11 protein-coding genes and 1 rRNA gene are annotated in these 13,705 nt (G+C 70.8%); 7 read left to right on the top strand and 5 right to left on the bottom strand.

Features of this window, described 5'->3' with window-relative positions:
• The first annotated feature begins 152 nt into the window (after positions 1-152).
• Positions 153-269 (top strand): 5S ribosomal RNA (gene rrf / locus ABZ154_RS04970).
• Between the two features lie 140 nt (positions 270-409).
• Here rrf and ABZ154_RS04965 read toward each other — a convergent pair.
• From ABZ154_RS04965 to ABZ154_RS04945, 5 genes are read right to left on the bottom strand one after another with little or no spacing between them, the layout of a single operon-like run.
• Positions 410-1,723: a DUF58 domain-containing protein gene (locus ABZ154_RS04965; RefSeq protein ID WP_356829082.1), complete on the bottom strand. Its 1,314-nt coding sequence runs from the start codon at positions 1,721-1,723 to the stop codon at positions 410-412.
• A 10-nt stretch (positions 1,724-1,733) separates the two neighbouring features.
• On the bottom strand, positions 1,734-2,753 hold the full coding sequence (locus tag ABZ154_RS04960; RefSeq protein ID WP_356829080.1) for a MoxR family ATPase: 1,020 nt from the start codon (positions 2,751-2,753) through the stop codon (positions 1,734-1,736).
• Positions 2,750-3,976: a DUF4350 domain-containing protein gene (locus tag ABZ154_RS04955; RefSeq protein ID WP_356829078.1), complete on the bottom strand. Its 1,227-nt coding sequence runs from the start codon at positions 3,974-3,976 to the stop codon at positions 2,750-2,752. Before ABZ154_RS04955 ends, ABZ154_RS04960 begins: the two co-directional genes overlap by 4 nt.
• A complete protein-coding gene (locus tag ABZ154_RS04950) occupies positions 3,973-4,662 on the bottom strand; it encodes a DUF4129 domain-containing protein (protein ID WP_356829076.1) in 690 nt (229 codons plus the stop codon). Before ABZ154_RS04950 ends, ABZ154_RS04955 begins: the two co-directional genes overlap by 4 nt.
• Positions 4,663-4,666: 4 nt before the next feature.
• On the bottom strand, positions 4,667-5,878 hold the full coding sequence (locus tag ABZ154_RS04945; RefSeq protein WP_356829074.1) for a hypothetical protein: 1,212 nt from the start codon (positions 5,876-5,878) through the stop codon (positions 4,667-4,669).
• Between the two features lie 140 nt (positions 5,879-6,018).
• Here ABZ154_RS04945 and mtnA point away from each other — a divergent pair, with 140 nt between their 5' ends.
• The 6 genes from mtnA to raiA all read left to right on the top strand — a co-directional run bounded on the left by mtnA (position 6,019) and on the right by raiA (position 13,565).
• Positions 6,019-7,161: an S-methyl-5-thioribose-1-phosphate isomerase gene (gene mtnA, locus ABZ154_RS04940; protein ID WP_356829072.1), complete on the top strand. Its 1,143-nt coding sequence runs from the start codon at positions 6,019-6,021 to the stop codon at positions 7,159-7,161.
• A gap of 4 nt (positions 7,162-7,165) precedes the next feature.
• Entirely contained in the window at positions 7,166-7,855 is a 690-nt protein-coding gene (gene mtrA, locus ABZ154_RS04935; protein WP_007448372.1) for a two-component system response regulator MtrA, read from the top strand.
• Position 7,856: 1 nt separating this feature from the next.
• Entirely contained in the window at positions 7,857-9,896 is a 2,040-nt protein-coding gene (mtrB, locus tag ABZ154_RS04930) for an MtrAB system histidine kinase MtrB (RefSeq protein WP_356829070.1), read from the top strand.
• A 34-nt stretch (positions 9,897-9,930) separates the two neighbouring features.
• A complete protein-coding gene (locus ABZ154_RS04925) occupies positions 9,931-11,760 on the top strand; it encodes an LpqB family beta-propeller domain-containing protein (RefSeq protein WP_356829107.1) in 1,830 nt (609 codons plus the stop codon).
• Positions 11,761-11,816: 56 nt separating this feature from the next.
• On the top strand, positions 11,817-12,545 hold the full coding sequence (locus ABZ154_RS04920) for a ComF family protein (RefSeq protein ID WP_356829068.1): 729 nt from the start codon (positions 11,817-11,819) through the stop codon (positions 12,543-12,545).
• A gap of 330 nt (positions 12,546-12,875) precedes the next feature.
• Positions 12,876-13,565: a ribosome-associated translation inhibitor RaiA gene (gene raiA, locus ABZ154_RS04915; RefSeq protein ID WP_018512285.1), complete on the top strand. Its 690-nt coding sequence runs from the start codon at positions 12,876-12,878 to the stop codon at positions 13,563-13,565.
• Positions 13,566-13,705 lie beyond the last annotated feature (140 nt).

Raw genomic sequence — 13,705 nt, 5'->3', positions numbered from 1 at the left:
GTTGATAGGCCAGATGTGGAAGCCCTGTAAGGGGTGGAGCTGACTGGTACTAATAGGCCGAGGGCTTGTCCTCAGTTGCTCGCGTCCACTGTGTTAGTTCTGAAATAACGAACGGCCGTGTTGTTGTCCGGTGTTGGTTAATTTCATAGTGTTTCGGTGGTCATTGCGTTAGGGAAACGCCCGGTTACATTCCGAACCCGGAAGCTAAGCCTTTCAGCGCCGATGGTACTGCAGGGGGGACCCTGTGGGAGAGTAGGACGCCGCCGAACAATTTTTCCGGGAAAGCCCCGTGCCATTGGCACGGGGCTTTCCTGCGTTCTGAAGCCATCCGGAACTTGGCCTCTGGTGAGCGGTGTGACAACCACGACTGCCGATCCATCGCTCACCAGGGTGCGGGGCGGGGAGCACCTCAGAGGCGGCCTGCGGCCTTGAGGGCCAAATAGGCGTCGGCGAGTGCGGGAGCGATGGTGTCCGGGGAGGCGTCCACGACGACGACGCCATGGCGCTGGAGTTTCTCTGCCGTGTTACGCCGCTCAGCCTGGGCCTGGTTGCCGGCGGCGGCGTCGTACACCGCATCCACCGTTCCCCGGGCCTTCGCCATCTCCTCGATCCGTGGATCGGACACAGCTGCCAGCAGAACCGTGTGGCGCCGGGTGAGCTGAGGGAGCAGCGGGAGGAGGCCCTCCTCGATGGGGGCCGCCTCCAGAGATGTCAGCAGGACGATCAGCGAGCCGCAGGGGGCGGTGGAGAGCGCTGTGGTGCTGATCCCCCGGGCGTCCGTCTCGACGAGCTCGGGTTCCAGTGAGGCAAGGGTATCGACGACCGCCGCCAGGACGTCGCCCGCGGCGGTCCGGCCCTGTACACGGGCTCGGACGCGGCGGTCGTAGGCCAGGAGGTCCACGCGGTCGCCGGCGCGCGTCGCGAGCGCGGTGAGGAGAAGCGTGGCGTCCATCGCCGCATCGAGGCGGGGAACGTCGCCCACCCGGCCCGCGGAGGTGCGTCCGGTGTCCAGAACGATCAGGATGTGCCGGTCGCGCTCGGGGCGCCATGTCCGGACCGCGACGGCCGACTGGCGTGCCGTTGCCCGCCAGTCGATGGAACGGGTGTCATCTCCTGGCACGTACACCCGCAGGCTGTCGAACTCCGTACCCTCCCCTCGCGTCAGGACGCTGGTGCGGCCGTCGAGTGCACGGAGTCGGGCGAGCCTGGACGGCAGATGCTTCCGGCTGGTGAACGGGGGCAGCACCCGCACGGTCCATGGGACGTGGTGGTTGCCCTGACGCGCGGCGAGGCCGAGCGGGCCGTACGAGCGGACCGTGATGCGCTCGGCCTGGCGGTCGCCGCGGCGGGTGGGGCGCAGAACAGTTCCCAGGCGCCGCTGTTCACCGGGAGGAACCGTCAACGTATGGCGGGACGCGGCCCGTTCGGTGCCGGTGGGCCAGCTGCTCGGCGGCCAGGCATCGCGGATCTGGGCCCGGAGCCGCCTTCGGGAGCTGTTGGTCACGGTGAGTTGTACTTCGGCCTCGTCACCAAGTCGAACGGATGTGTCACCGGATCGAGTGAATCGGAGCGTTCGCACTGGCGCTGCCAGGGCGTAGTCGCACAGAATCGCTAGTGAGAGCGGTGCGTTGACCGCGAGCATTCCGGTCCAGCTCGGAGCGAGGATGCCTACGGGGAGTGATCCCAGCGCAGCCAGCAGTGCGGTACGTCCGGTGAGGGCCATGGTCACCGCCTCATCGGGGTACGGGGACGTGGGCGAGCACCGAGGTGATGACGGAGTCGGGGGTGACTCCCTCCATTTCCGCCTCGGGCCGCAGGTGGATGCGATGACGGAGAGTGGGGAGCGCCAAGGCCTTCACGTCGTCCGGGGTGACGTAGTCGCGGCCGGTGAGCCAGGCCCAGGCGCGTGCGGTCGAGAGCAGTGCGGTGGCGCCTCGGGGAGAGACGCCGAGAGCGAGCGAGGGGGATTCGCGCGTGGCACGACAGATATCCACCACATAGCCGGCGATCTCGGGGGAGACCGTGGTCTTGGCGACGGCCGAGCGGGCCGCCTCCAGATCGGCTGGGCCTGCGACGGGCCGTATACCTGCTGCCTTGAGGTCGCGGGGGTTGAAGCCGTCGGCGTGGCGGGTGAGGACGTTGATCTCGTCCTCCCGGGAGGGCAGAGGAACCGTCAGCTTGAGCAGGAAGCGGTCCAGCTGGGCTTCCGGCAGCGGATAGGTGCCCTCGTATTCGACGGGATTCTGGGTGGCGGCGACGAGGAAGGGGTCCGGCAGCGGGCGGGGGGTGCCGTCGACGGTGACCTGCCGCTCCTCCATCGCTTCGAGGAGGGAGGCCTGGGTCTTGGGAGGGGTGCGGTTGATCTCGTCGGCGAGCAGCACGTTGGTGAAGACCGGGCCGGGCTGGAAGGAGAACTCGGCGGTGCGGGCGTCGTAGACGAGTGAGCCCGTCACGTCGCTCGGCATGAGATCAGGGGTGAACTGGACGCGCTTGGTATCGAGTTCGAGCGAGGCGGCGAGAGCCCGGGCCAGCAGGGTCTTTGCGACGCCGGGGACGCCCTCGAGGAGTACGTGTCCGCGGCAGAGCAGCGCGACGACGAGTCCGGTGACAGCCGGGTCCTGGCCGACCACGGCCTTGGCGATCTCAAAGCGGAGGGCTTCCAGGGACGCGCGGGCGCCGTCGGCTGGCTCCGGAGCCGCAGGGGCCGCGGGGACCGCTGTGGGTTCGGCCGGCTCGGGGGTCGGGGCGCTCATGAAGTGCGTACCTCTCTTTCGAGGGCGTCGATGTGCTCGGCCAACAGGACAAGGGCCGCGTCATCGGCGGGGGCCGGGCCGAAGAGCAGAGTGCTCAGGTCGTCGCCTGTGATGGTGCGGGCGGACACGGCAGGGAGGAGAACGTCGGAGGTGTGCGCCTCGCGGGCGGGTACGCCGACGAGGCGGGCGATGCGGGTTCGGGAGGCGGCTCGAAGGGATTCGGCCGCCCAGTCACGGGCGTTGGCCTTGCGGTAGAGGCCGGCGCGGCCCTCTGCGGATTCCGAGGCGCGGATGGAGACCGGCAGCCGTTCCATGACGAGAGGGCCGAGTCGGCGGGCCCGCCAGATCGCGGCGAGGCATGCGGCGAGGGCGAGTTGGAGTGTTCCCCAGATCCAGCCCGAGGGGATCAGGTCGAGGAAGCTGCTCTCGTCGCCCGAGGTCTCCTCGTCGTTGCCTCCGTTGTCATCGGGGGAGCCGTCATCGCTGATGGCGGATGGATCAGTCAGAGAGGGGAGGTACCAGACGAGATGAGGTCGCGCACCGAGGAGTTGCAGGGCGAGAGAGGCGTTCCCCTGTTGGTCCAGACGCTCGTTGTGGAGGAAGTCGGGGGAGCCGAGAAGGACGGTGTCGCCGTCTCCGCGTTCCTTGAGGATCAGCAGGCTGGGGGCGCCGTCGCTGGGGTAGCAGGCGGTGGCGTCCGGCGCTCTGTAGCGGAGGCCGCCCATGTCCGCCGTGCCGGCGCTGCGGGCGGCGGGGAAGGCGCACGACGGGGGAAGCCCGGCCACCGGGCGGTGGGGCTCGGTGCGTACGCCGGGGGCCAGTCTGGATGCGGCTGCCGGGCCCGGGGCGATCAGGAGGGTGCGGCCGGTGGAGGCGGCGGTCGCCTCGTGGAGCCGGCGCTGTTGCGCGGGGGTGAGGAGATTGGGGCCGGTGACCAGGAGCGAGGTGTCTGGTCCCGCCGCGGTGGTCGCTTCCTCCAGGGTCGTCGCGACGGTCACGGATATCCCGCGCGCCTTGAGGAGCTCGGCCGCGGCGCGGCTGCCCTTGGGGTCGGCGGAGCGGGGGTCGAGGTCTCCGTGGTTGGTGCCGGAGCGGACTGCGGCGAACGTGACGCCTGCGATCACGAGGATGAGCAAGGCGATCAGCAGCCCTCGTGCGCGCTTCCAGACCTGCTGCGGGGTGGGTGCCGTCGAGGTGGGGGCAGGGGCGGTGGCCGTGGTCATCCGGTCGCCCCTCTGGAGTCTCCGGGCAGCAGGGGCTTCGCCTCGTCGAGTTCGGTGTCCAGGGCGCTCAGGGCCAGATATGTGGGTTGGCCCGCGGTGCGGCCCCCGTATGTGACGTCGTCGAAGTCGCGGGCGGCGGAGCGCAGTCGGGTGGCGTGGCCGGGCAGGGCCTGGCCTGCTTGCGTTGCGGCTTCGTCCGCCGTGCGGCCGGGGCGGGGGTCGAGCAGGGCGCGTTCCTCCAGCGACCGGACGATGGCACGCATGCGTTCCTGGACGGCTTCGGTCCAGCGGAGAGCGGCGGCGTGCGCGTCGGCAGCGGCACGGTGCTGGGCGGCACTGCGGGGGCCGTTGCCTTCGAAGAGGGCGTCCGGGGGCCGGGAGGAGCGTTGGGGGGTGCCGAGCCGCCACCAGAGGGCGACGGCGAGGCCGATGACGATGAGGGTCAGGACGGCGAGTCCGGCCGGGCCGCCGGGGGCGGTGCCCGCGGCGGCGTCGAACACGCCGGCGACCCAGTCCCAGAAGTGGTTCAGGCCGCGTTGGAGGACGTTCGGATCGCTCTCGTGGTACATCGGTTCGGACAGCTCGCTCTCGGCCGCCTCCCGGGCGGGAACACGTGGTGTGTCCACGGGTATGTCGCCCGCGCCGGTGGCCTGCCGCGCCGCTGTGGTGCCCCCCGCCCCCGGCACGGAATCAGCTCCGAGGGGTGTCGGCGTCGTGGCCGGGAAGGCCTGCGGCCCGTGCGAGGTCGAGGTCGAGCGCCTCACGGCGGATGCGCTGGTCCACGTAGAGCAGTGCCATCACGCCGGCGACGAAGGGGTAGAGCAGTGTGGAGACGATCACTTCGCCGATGCCCGTGATGATCAGGAAGGGCCAGCCGAGGGAGGGGCCGCCGCTTTCGAAGAACTCGCTGATGTCGGTTCCGTCGGCGATGACCGCGGCCACGCCGAAGGGGATGGAGACGAGGAAGCTCACCAGGAAGACGAGCAGGTAGGTCAGCGCGAGGATGCCGAAGGTGCGCCACCAGGCACCGCGGACCAGCTTCGCCGACCTGCGCAGCGCGGCGATGATGCTCTGTCGTTCGAGCATCAGGGCGGGGGCGGCGAGGGCGAAGCTGACCTGCAGCCAGAGGATGACGACGCAGGCGGCGGTGAAGCCGAGGAGCGCCAGCGCCGCGCCGGCCTCGGAGCCGATCAGGAGCCCGGGACCGACACCGACGGTCATGACCGTGGCGGTGATCAGGGCCACCAGCAGGGTCAGTCCGATGAGGGGGAGGATCCGCGGACGGGCTTCGGCCCAGGCGTCGGAGAGCGTGACGGGGCGGCCCAGTACCGAGCGGCTGATCACCACGGTGACGATGGACGCGGTGAAGAGCGTGGCGATCATCGTGAGGAGGGAGGCCGGGGCGAGGGAGAGCAGTGTCGTCCGGGCGGATTCGGAGGCCTGGCGAAGGGCTTCGGTGCCGGTGGCGTTCGGGTCGACGTTGGTCGGCTTGGGCAGGAGGTGGCGCTGCATGAGGGTGACGGCGACCTGGATGACCACGGAGACCGCGAGGCTGAAGCCGAGTGCGGTGCGCCAGTGGGCGCGCAGGGCCGAGACCGAGCCGTCGAGGATCTCGCCGAGGCCCAGGGGGCGCAGCGGGATGACGCCGGGCTTCGCCGCCGGTGGCTTCATGCCCCAGTCCGGTCGCTGCGGTCCGCCGCCCCAGCCGGGGGCGGGCGGGCGGGTGCCGGGGCCGCTGCCGGGGTTGCTCGGTGGGGACCACTGCCCGGGAGGCGGCTGCCCGGGGGACCACTGTCCTGTCGATGCGCCTCCGTCCTGGGGTGCGGAGGGACGGGGAATGGCCGCCTCCTGGCCGTCCGAGGGGGCAGATCCGGGCGTCGCCCAGCCCGGAGAGTCGTTCATTCTCGCTCCTTCACCGTCCTGTCCGCTCATCGGGGCGGCAGGTTGGCAGCCATCGTGCCACGGGCCGGTGCGGTGCGGGCCGGGAGCCTTCTCTCCTTCGTGCCTTCATTTGTGGGCGACTCACCGGGCAGACTGGGCGGATGGCTGATCAGGACGTGCAAACGCCGGTGGGCGGCGAGCCTCCCGCGCTTTCCGTGCTCCGTTGGGACGAGCTTCCGGAAGGTCCCGTACTGGTGCTCCTCGACCAGACGCGGCTGCCCGCGGAGGAGGTTGAGCTGGTGTGTACGGATGTGCCCGCCCTGGTGCGGGCGATCCGGACGCTCGCGGTTCGGGGGGCGCCGCTGCTCGGGATCGCCGGGGGGTACGGGGTGGCGCTCGCGGCAGCACGGGGCTACGACGTGGCGGAGGCCGCCGGGCTGCTGGTGCGGGCGCGGCCCACCGCGGTGAATCTTGGTTACGGGGTGCGACGGGTGGCCGCGGCTTACGGGGCGGCGGCCGCGAAGGGGGCGGGGACGGCGGAGGCCGCGGCTGTGGCCTTGGCCGAGGCTCAGGCCGTGCACCGGGAGGACGCCCGGGCCAGTGTGCGTATGGCGGAGTACGGGACGGCGCTGCTGGAGGAGCTGCTACCGGGTCGTGGCTATCAGCTGCTGACCCACTGCAACACCGGGGCGCTGGTCTCCGGGGGCGAGGGGACGGCGTTCGCGGTGGCTCTGAGGGTCCACCGGAAGGGGCGGCTGCGCCGGCTGTGGGTGGACGAGACCCGGCCGCTGCTCCAGGGGGCGAGGCTGACGGCGTACGAGGCGGCGCGCAGCGGGATGGCGTACAGCCTGCTGACGGACAGTGCGGCGGGCTCCCTGTTCGCCGCGGGGGAGGTGGATGCCGTACTCATTGGGGCGGACCGCATTGCCGCAGACGGCTCGGTGGCCAACAAAGTGGGGAGCTATCCGTTGGCTGTGCTCGCGAAGTACCACCATGTGCCGTTCATCGTGGTGGCGCCGACGACGACCGTGGACATGGAGACGGCCGAAGGCACATCGATCATCGTCGAGCAGCGTTCCGGGCAAGAAGTGACGGAGGTCACATCGCCGGGAGGCGGGTCGGTGGGCTCCGGGGGTGGGATGGTCGTCGCACCCCTCGGGGCCCCGGTGTACAACCCGGCTTTCGACGTCACGCCGTCCGAATTGATCACGGCGATCGTCACCGAGGAGGGCGTCATTTCCCCGGTCACGGGGGTCGGACTGGCAGAGCTGTGTGCCAGGTCATCGCAGGTAACGATTAGCTAATGGGATGATGTCGATTATGAAGGGACGCGTCCTTGTCGTCGACGACGACACCGCACTGGCCGAGATGCTCGGGATTGTGCTGCGTGGAGAAGGTTTCGAGCCGTCGTTCGTAGCGGACGGCGACAAGGCACTGGCCGCATTTCGTGAGGCCAAGCCGGACCTGGTGCTGCTCGACCTCATGCTGCCCGGAAGGGACGGCATCGAGGTGTGCAGGCTGATCAGGGCCGAGTCCGGTGTGCCGATCGTCATGCTCACTGCCAAGAGCGACACCGTCGATGTGGTGGTCGGCCTGGAATCAGGGGCCGACGACTACATCGTCAAGCCGTTCAAACCTAAGGAGTTGGTCGCCCGGATCAGGGCCCGCCTGCGGCGGTCCGAAGAGCCCGCGCCGGAGCAGTTGACCATCGGTGACCTCGTCATCGACGTGGCCGGTCACTCCGTGAAGCGGGAGGGGCAGTCCATCGCCCTGACGCCGCTGGAGTTCGACCTGCTGGTCGCTCTCGCCCGCAAGCCGTGGCAGGTCTTCACCCGTGAGGTCCTGCTGGAGCAGGTCTGGGGCTACCGGCACGCGGCCGACACCCGGCTGGTGAACGTGCACGTCCAGCGGCTGCGCTCCAAGGTCGAGAAGGACCCGGAGCGGCCGGAGATCGTCGTGACCGTCCGAGGGGTCGGTTACAAGGCCGGACCGAGCTGACATGGCCGAAGGCAGCGCTGCTCCGATCCCCGGGGAGCCGGGAGTCCGTGCGGAGCGGGCTGCCGGTCCGGGACGGAAGGCTTCTCGTATGAGCCGTTTCCCGCAGGGCGGCCGGTTGTTCCAGGACCGGACGCCCGGCGGGCCCGTACCGCGTCTGCTGATGCGGTGGGTCCGTCGTCCGTTGCTGCCCGCCGCGCGGTTGTGGCGGCGCAATCTGCAGCTCCGGGTCGTCGCGGGGACCCTGCTGATGTCGATGGGCGTCGTGCTGCTGCTCGGCTTCGTCGTGATCGGACAGGTCCGCAACGGTCTGCTCGACGCGAAGGGCAAGGCCGCCCAGACCCAGGCCGCCGGTGGTTTCGCCGCGGCGCAGGAGAAGGCGAATGCCTCCCTGGCGCCGGGCGGGCAGGGCACCGAGGGGCCCGACGGCATGACCGCCAACACCTCGTGGCGCACCGAGCTCGTCGACCAGCTGGCCAGTGGCGGCAAGAACGCCTTCAACGTGGTCGCGCTCAGCGCGGACTCGGTGAGCGAGGGCGCGGGCAACCGAGCCCCGCGTGGATCCGGCAGCGTCGAGGCCTCCAGCGTGCCCGAGCGCCTGCGCCAGGACGTGGGCAAGGGGCAGGGAGCGTTCCAGACGTACTCCTTGATCCGGTATTCCAACGGCAACGAGTCCCAGCCGGGCCTCGTCGTGGGCAAGCGGCTCTACGACATCGACCAGCAGGCCTACGAGCTCTACTACCTCTTCCCGCTCACGCAGGAGGAGAAGTCCCTGACGCTGGTCAAGACGACCCTGGCGACCGCCGGGCTGTTCGTGGTCGTGCTGCTCGGAGCCATCGCCTGGTTCGTGGTGCGGCAGGTCGTCACGCCGGTGCGGATGGCGGCCGGTATCGCCGAGCGGCTCTCCGCCGGGAAGCTCCAGGAACGGATGAAGGTCACCGGCGAGGACGACATCGCCCGGCTCGGTGAGGCCTTCAACAAGATGGCGCAGAACCTTCAGCTGAAGATTCAGCAGTTGGAGGAGCTCTCCCGGATGCAGCGGCGTTTCGTCTCCGACGTCTCGCACGAGCTGCGGACCCCGCTCACGACCGTGCGGATGGCCGCCGACGTCATCCATGAGGCGCGTGCCGACTTCGATCCGATCACCGCGCGCTCGGCCGAGCTGCTCGGCGATCAGCTCGACCGCTTCGAGTCGCTGCTGTCGGACCTGCTGGAGATCAGCCGGTTCGACGCGGGCGCCGCGGCGCTGGAGGCGGAGCCGATAGACCTGCGGACCGTGGTGCACCGGGTGATCGGCGGTGCCGAACCGCTCGCCGAGCGCAAGGGCAGCCGGATTCTCGTCATCGGCGACGACCAGCCGGTGATCGCCGAGGCCGATGCCCGGCGCGTCGAGCGGGTGCTGCGCAACCTTGTGGTCAACGCCGTCGAGCACGGTGAGGGCCGGGACGTCGTCGTGCGGATGGGCGTGGCCCAGGGCGCGGTCGCCGTGGCCGTACGGGATTACGGGGTCGGGCTCAAGCCGGGCGAGGCGACCCGCGTCTTCAACCGGTTTTGGCGCGCCGACCCGGCGCGGGCCCGGACGACCGGCGGGACCGGGCTCGGGCTCTCCATCGCCGTCGAGGACGCCCGGCTGCACGGCGGCTGGCTCCAGGCGTGGGGCGAGCCGGGAGGCGGGTCCCAGTTCCGGCTGACCCTGCCCCGTACGGCGGACGAGCCGCTGCGCGGTTCGCCGATACCGCTGGAGCCCGAGGACTCCCGGCGCAACCGGGAGAACCGGGAGCGCGAGGAGGCGCCGACGGGCGACAACCGGCTGGTGTCCGTACCGAACCAGCCCGGCGCGGCGAAGCGCTCGCCGCTGCCCGTGCCGGCCCGCGGCTCCACGGTGCCGCACCCGGCCCCCGCCTCGGTGCACCCGGCGGCGCTTCCCGGCAACGGGGCCCGCGTGGTGGCACGTCCGGCACCGGAGCGTTCCGGCGGTGCCGGTTCCCCGGCGGGTTCCCCAGCGCAGAATTCCGACCAGGAGGACACCACTCGTGGGTACTGACCGCCGTCGTGGTGGCCCCGGACGCGGCGCGCGGATGTCCGCGCTGCTCGGCTGCTCCGTCATCGTGCTCGCCGGCTGCGGGTCGATGCCGGTGACCGGTGACGTCAAGGCGGTCGACGCCTCCCAGCCGGGGGACTCCCAGGTGCAGGTGTACGCGGTGGAGCCCCGGGAGGGCGCGGCGCCCAGCGAGATCGTCGACGGGTTCCTGGAGTCGATGACCAGCGACGATCCCGGCTTCCGGACCACGCGCAAGTACCTGAGCGAGGACGCGGCCGAGACCTGGCAGCCGGGCGAGGGCACGACGGTGCTCACCCAGGCGCCCAACCGCAGCGGCCCCCTGCTCCACGACGAGGAGCGCCGGGACTCCGAGACCTCCTACACGCTGACCGGCGAGAAGGTCGCGGCGGTCGACGCCCAGAGCTCCTATCAGCCGCTCGCCCCCACCGAGTACTCCCAGGTGCTGCACCTGGTGCGGGAGAAGGTGGCGGACGGGAAGCTCGAGTGGCGCATCGACATCGTGCCGGACGGGCTGGTCCTCGGGCAGTCCGACTTCAAGCGGCTCTACCGGTCTGTGAACAAGTACTACTACGCCACCGGGCAGGCGAACGGAGAGCCGACGCTCGTCGCCGACCCCGTCTACGTACGCACCGGCACCGATCCGGTCACGCGGATGAGCACGGCGACACAGACGGTCAGAACACTGCTCGAGGGGCCGACGAACTGGCTGCGGCCCGTGGTCGACTCCCGGTTCCCCACCGGGACCGCCCTGCGGAAGGACGTCGTCGCGCTGGCCCCCGACGACCAGAACGTGCTGAAGGTGCCGCTCAACGGCAAGGCCGACAAGGCGGGCCGGGCGGCCTGCCGGATGATGGCCGCCCAGGTGCTCTTCACCCTGAGGGACCTGACCTCCGCGCGGGTCGAGCAGGTGGAGCTGGAGGGCGGGCGGGGCCGGCTCTGTGCGCTGGACGCGGACGAGGCGGCGAAGTTCTCCTCCGACAGCGGCTCCGACGGGCCTGACAGCCAGTACTTCATCGATGCCAAGGGAAGGGTCCAGCGGATCCCCAGCGCCTCCGAGGGCATCGGCACGCCCGAGGCGGTACAGGGACCCCTCGGTGTCGGCACGGTCGCGATGGGCGCCGTCGGAGTGGCCCGGGACGAACAGCGGGCCGCCGCGGTCTCGGCCACCGGGCAGAACCTCTACGTCGCTTCCCTGGACGTGGAGGATGAGCTGGCCGCTCCCGTGGTGACCAGCGCGGGGAAGAAGGCCGACGACCGGCTGTCGTCGCCGAGCTGGGACGGGCGCGGCGATCTGTGGGTCGCCGACCGCGACAAAGCGCGCCCGAGGCTGCTGCGGCTGGCCGAGGGAGAGGACGAGCCGCAGGAGGTCCGGGTCCCGGGCCTGGGCGGCGGGCGGATCGAGGAGCTGCGGCTGTCGGCGGACGGGGTGCGGATCGCCCTGCTGGTGACGGAGGACGGGCATACGACACTCAAGATCGGCCGGGTCGAGCGGCGCGGCACCGACGAGGCGCCCGAACTCTCGGTCGAGGACCTGCGCCAGGCCGCGCCGCAGCTCACGGATGTGACGGCCATCTCCTGGTCGGGCCGCAGCCGTCTCGTGGTGGTCGGCAAGGAGGCGGGCGGTGTCCAGCAGGTGCGGTACGTGCAGGCGGACGGTTCCACGCCCGCCTCCGGCGCTTCCGGGGTGCTGCCCGGTGTGAACCAGGTCCAGGCGGTCGCCGCGGCGGACGACGAGCTGCTTCCGCTGATGGCGGAGACCGAGGGCGACGGCATAGTGAAGCTCTCGCCGGGGGACAACTGGCAGACGGTGCTGGAGGAAGGCACCTCGCTGGTCTACCCGGGCTGACCCGGGGGTTTTCCACAGGGGTGGTCCGTTGCCCGGAGGCCGGGCACGGTGGATCCATGCTGGATTGGTGGCGGGAGTTGTCCGGACTGGTCCTGCCGGTGGCCTGTGCGGGCTGCGGCAGGCCGCGTACGGAGCTGTGCTCGGTGTGCGGGGCCGCTCTGAACGGCGTGCCGGCCCGCAGGGTGCGACCCTCGCCCCGGCCCCGGGGGCTTCCGGCGGTGCATGCGACGGCACCGTACGAGAACGCCGTACGCGCGGTGCTGCTGGCCCACAAGGAGCGCGGGGCACTCGGGCTCGCCGGACCGCTCGGGCAGGCCTTGGCGGCGGCCGTGCGGGCCGGGGCGGGGCAGGCGGGGCTCACGGGGCCCCTGCTGCTGGTGCCCGTACCCTCCGCGCGCTCCGCGACCGCGGCGCGCGGGCATGATCCGGTGCTCCGGATCGCCCGGGCGGCCGCCCGCGAGCTGCGGCGGACGGGCCGGTCGGCCCGGGTGCTCCCGGTGCTGCGGCAGCGCCGCGCGGTCGCCGACCAGTCGGGTCTCGGGGCGCGCCGGCGGCGGGCGAATCTCGCCGGGGCGCTGGGAGTGGCCGGAGGGGGGGAGCGGCTGCTCGCCCACGGGAGGGTGGTCCTGGTGGACGACCTGTTGACGACGGGATCGACGCTGGCCGAGGCGGCGCGGGCGGTCACCGAGGCGCTCGGGGGCGACGGGAGACGCTCCGGCCGGGGGGTGTGCGCGGCGGCGGTCGTCTCTGCTTCTCCGTCCGCCTTCGAAATAAACCGGAACTGACTGAGAACTTGCATCGTTGCAGGTAATGGCAGGGCAAAACCCCCTGAACGGAGGTAAGTACCGGTAGCGGGTGCCGTTACCCCGGTGTGCAGGCTATGTTCAGTTGTGAGGAACGGTGAAGGCCGAACCTCGATGAATGCACCATGAGGTTTCGGGCAGGTAACTCACCGAGAGACCGGAAGCGATCGAGCCGGTTGGGTAGTGACCTCTCCGACGGGGGAGGAGGAGGCGAAAGTCACCGAGTCCGAGGCTCCTGGGGATCACCGGGGGCTGGTGCAAAAGGGAGATGCCCCGCCGTTGAAGCGGGGCGATCCGGGAACGGAGTTCTGCGTGGACATCGTCGTCAAGGGCCGCAAGACCGAGGTGCCCGAGCGGTTCCGCAAGCACGTGGCCGAGAAGCTGAAGCTGGACAAGATCCAGAAGTTCGACGGCAAGGTGATCAGCCTCGACGTCGAGGTGTCCAAGGAGCCGAATCCCCGTCAGGCCGACCGTTCCGACCGGGTGGAGATCACACTCCGTTCGCGTGGCCCGGTCATCCGGGCGGAAGCGGCGGCGGGCGACCCCTACGCAGCGCTCGACCTGGCCACCGGAAAGCTGGAGGCCCGGCTGCGCAAGCAGCACGACAAGCGCTACAGCCGCCGGGGCAACGGCCGCCTGTCGGCCGCAGAGGTCGGGGACGTGGTGCCGGGTGTCGCCTCGTTCGACGAGGACGGCGAGCTGGTCGGCGAGCAGCCGTCGGAACCCGTACCGACCACGAAGGTCGGATCGATCGAGGTGCAGGGCGAAGGGCCTCTCGTGATGCGCGAGAAGACCCACACCGCCGCACCCATGGCGCTCGACCAAGCGCTCTACGAGATGGAACTGGTCGGGCACGACTTCTACTTGTTCGTCGACTCCGAGACGAAGGAGCCCAGTGTCGTCTACCGGCGACACGCCTACGACTACGGCGTCATCCACCTGAGGACCGACCCGCTCGCCGCTGACGAAGCAGGCGGCGCGGGTGGTGCGCTCGGCGGCTGACGACACTCCGCCACGGTGCCCCTGGAGCGTTTTCACGCCACCGGGGGCACCTGCGTGCGAGGACAGGATCACCGCTTCTGCGTCCCGGCATGGAATCATGGCGTCCCAAGCCAATCGGCGGCCGGTGAAACGCCGTTGGC

Source organism: Streptomyces sp. NPDC006261, assembly GCF_040613515.1.
GTDB lineage: Bacteria > Actinomycetota > Actinomycetes > Streptomycetales > Streptomycetaceae > Streptomyces.
This window is presented reverse-complemented; position numbering and strand designations above follow the sequence as displayed.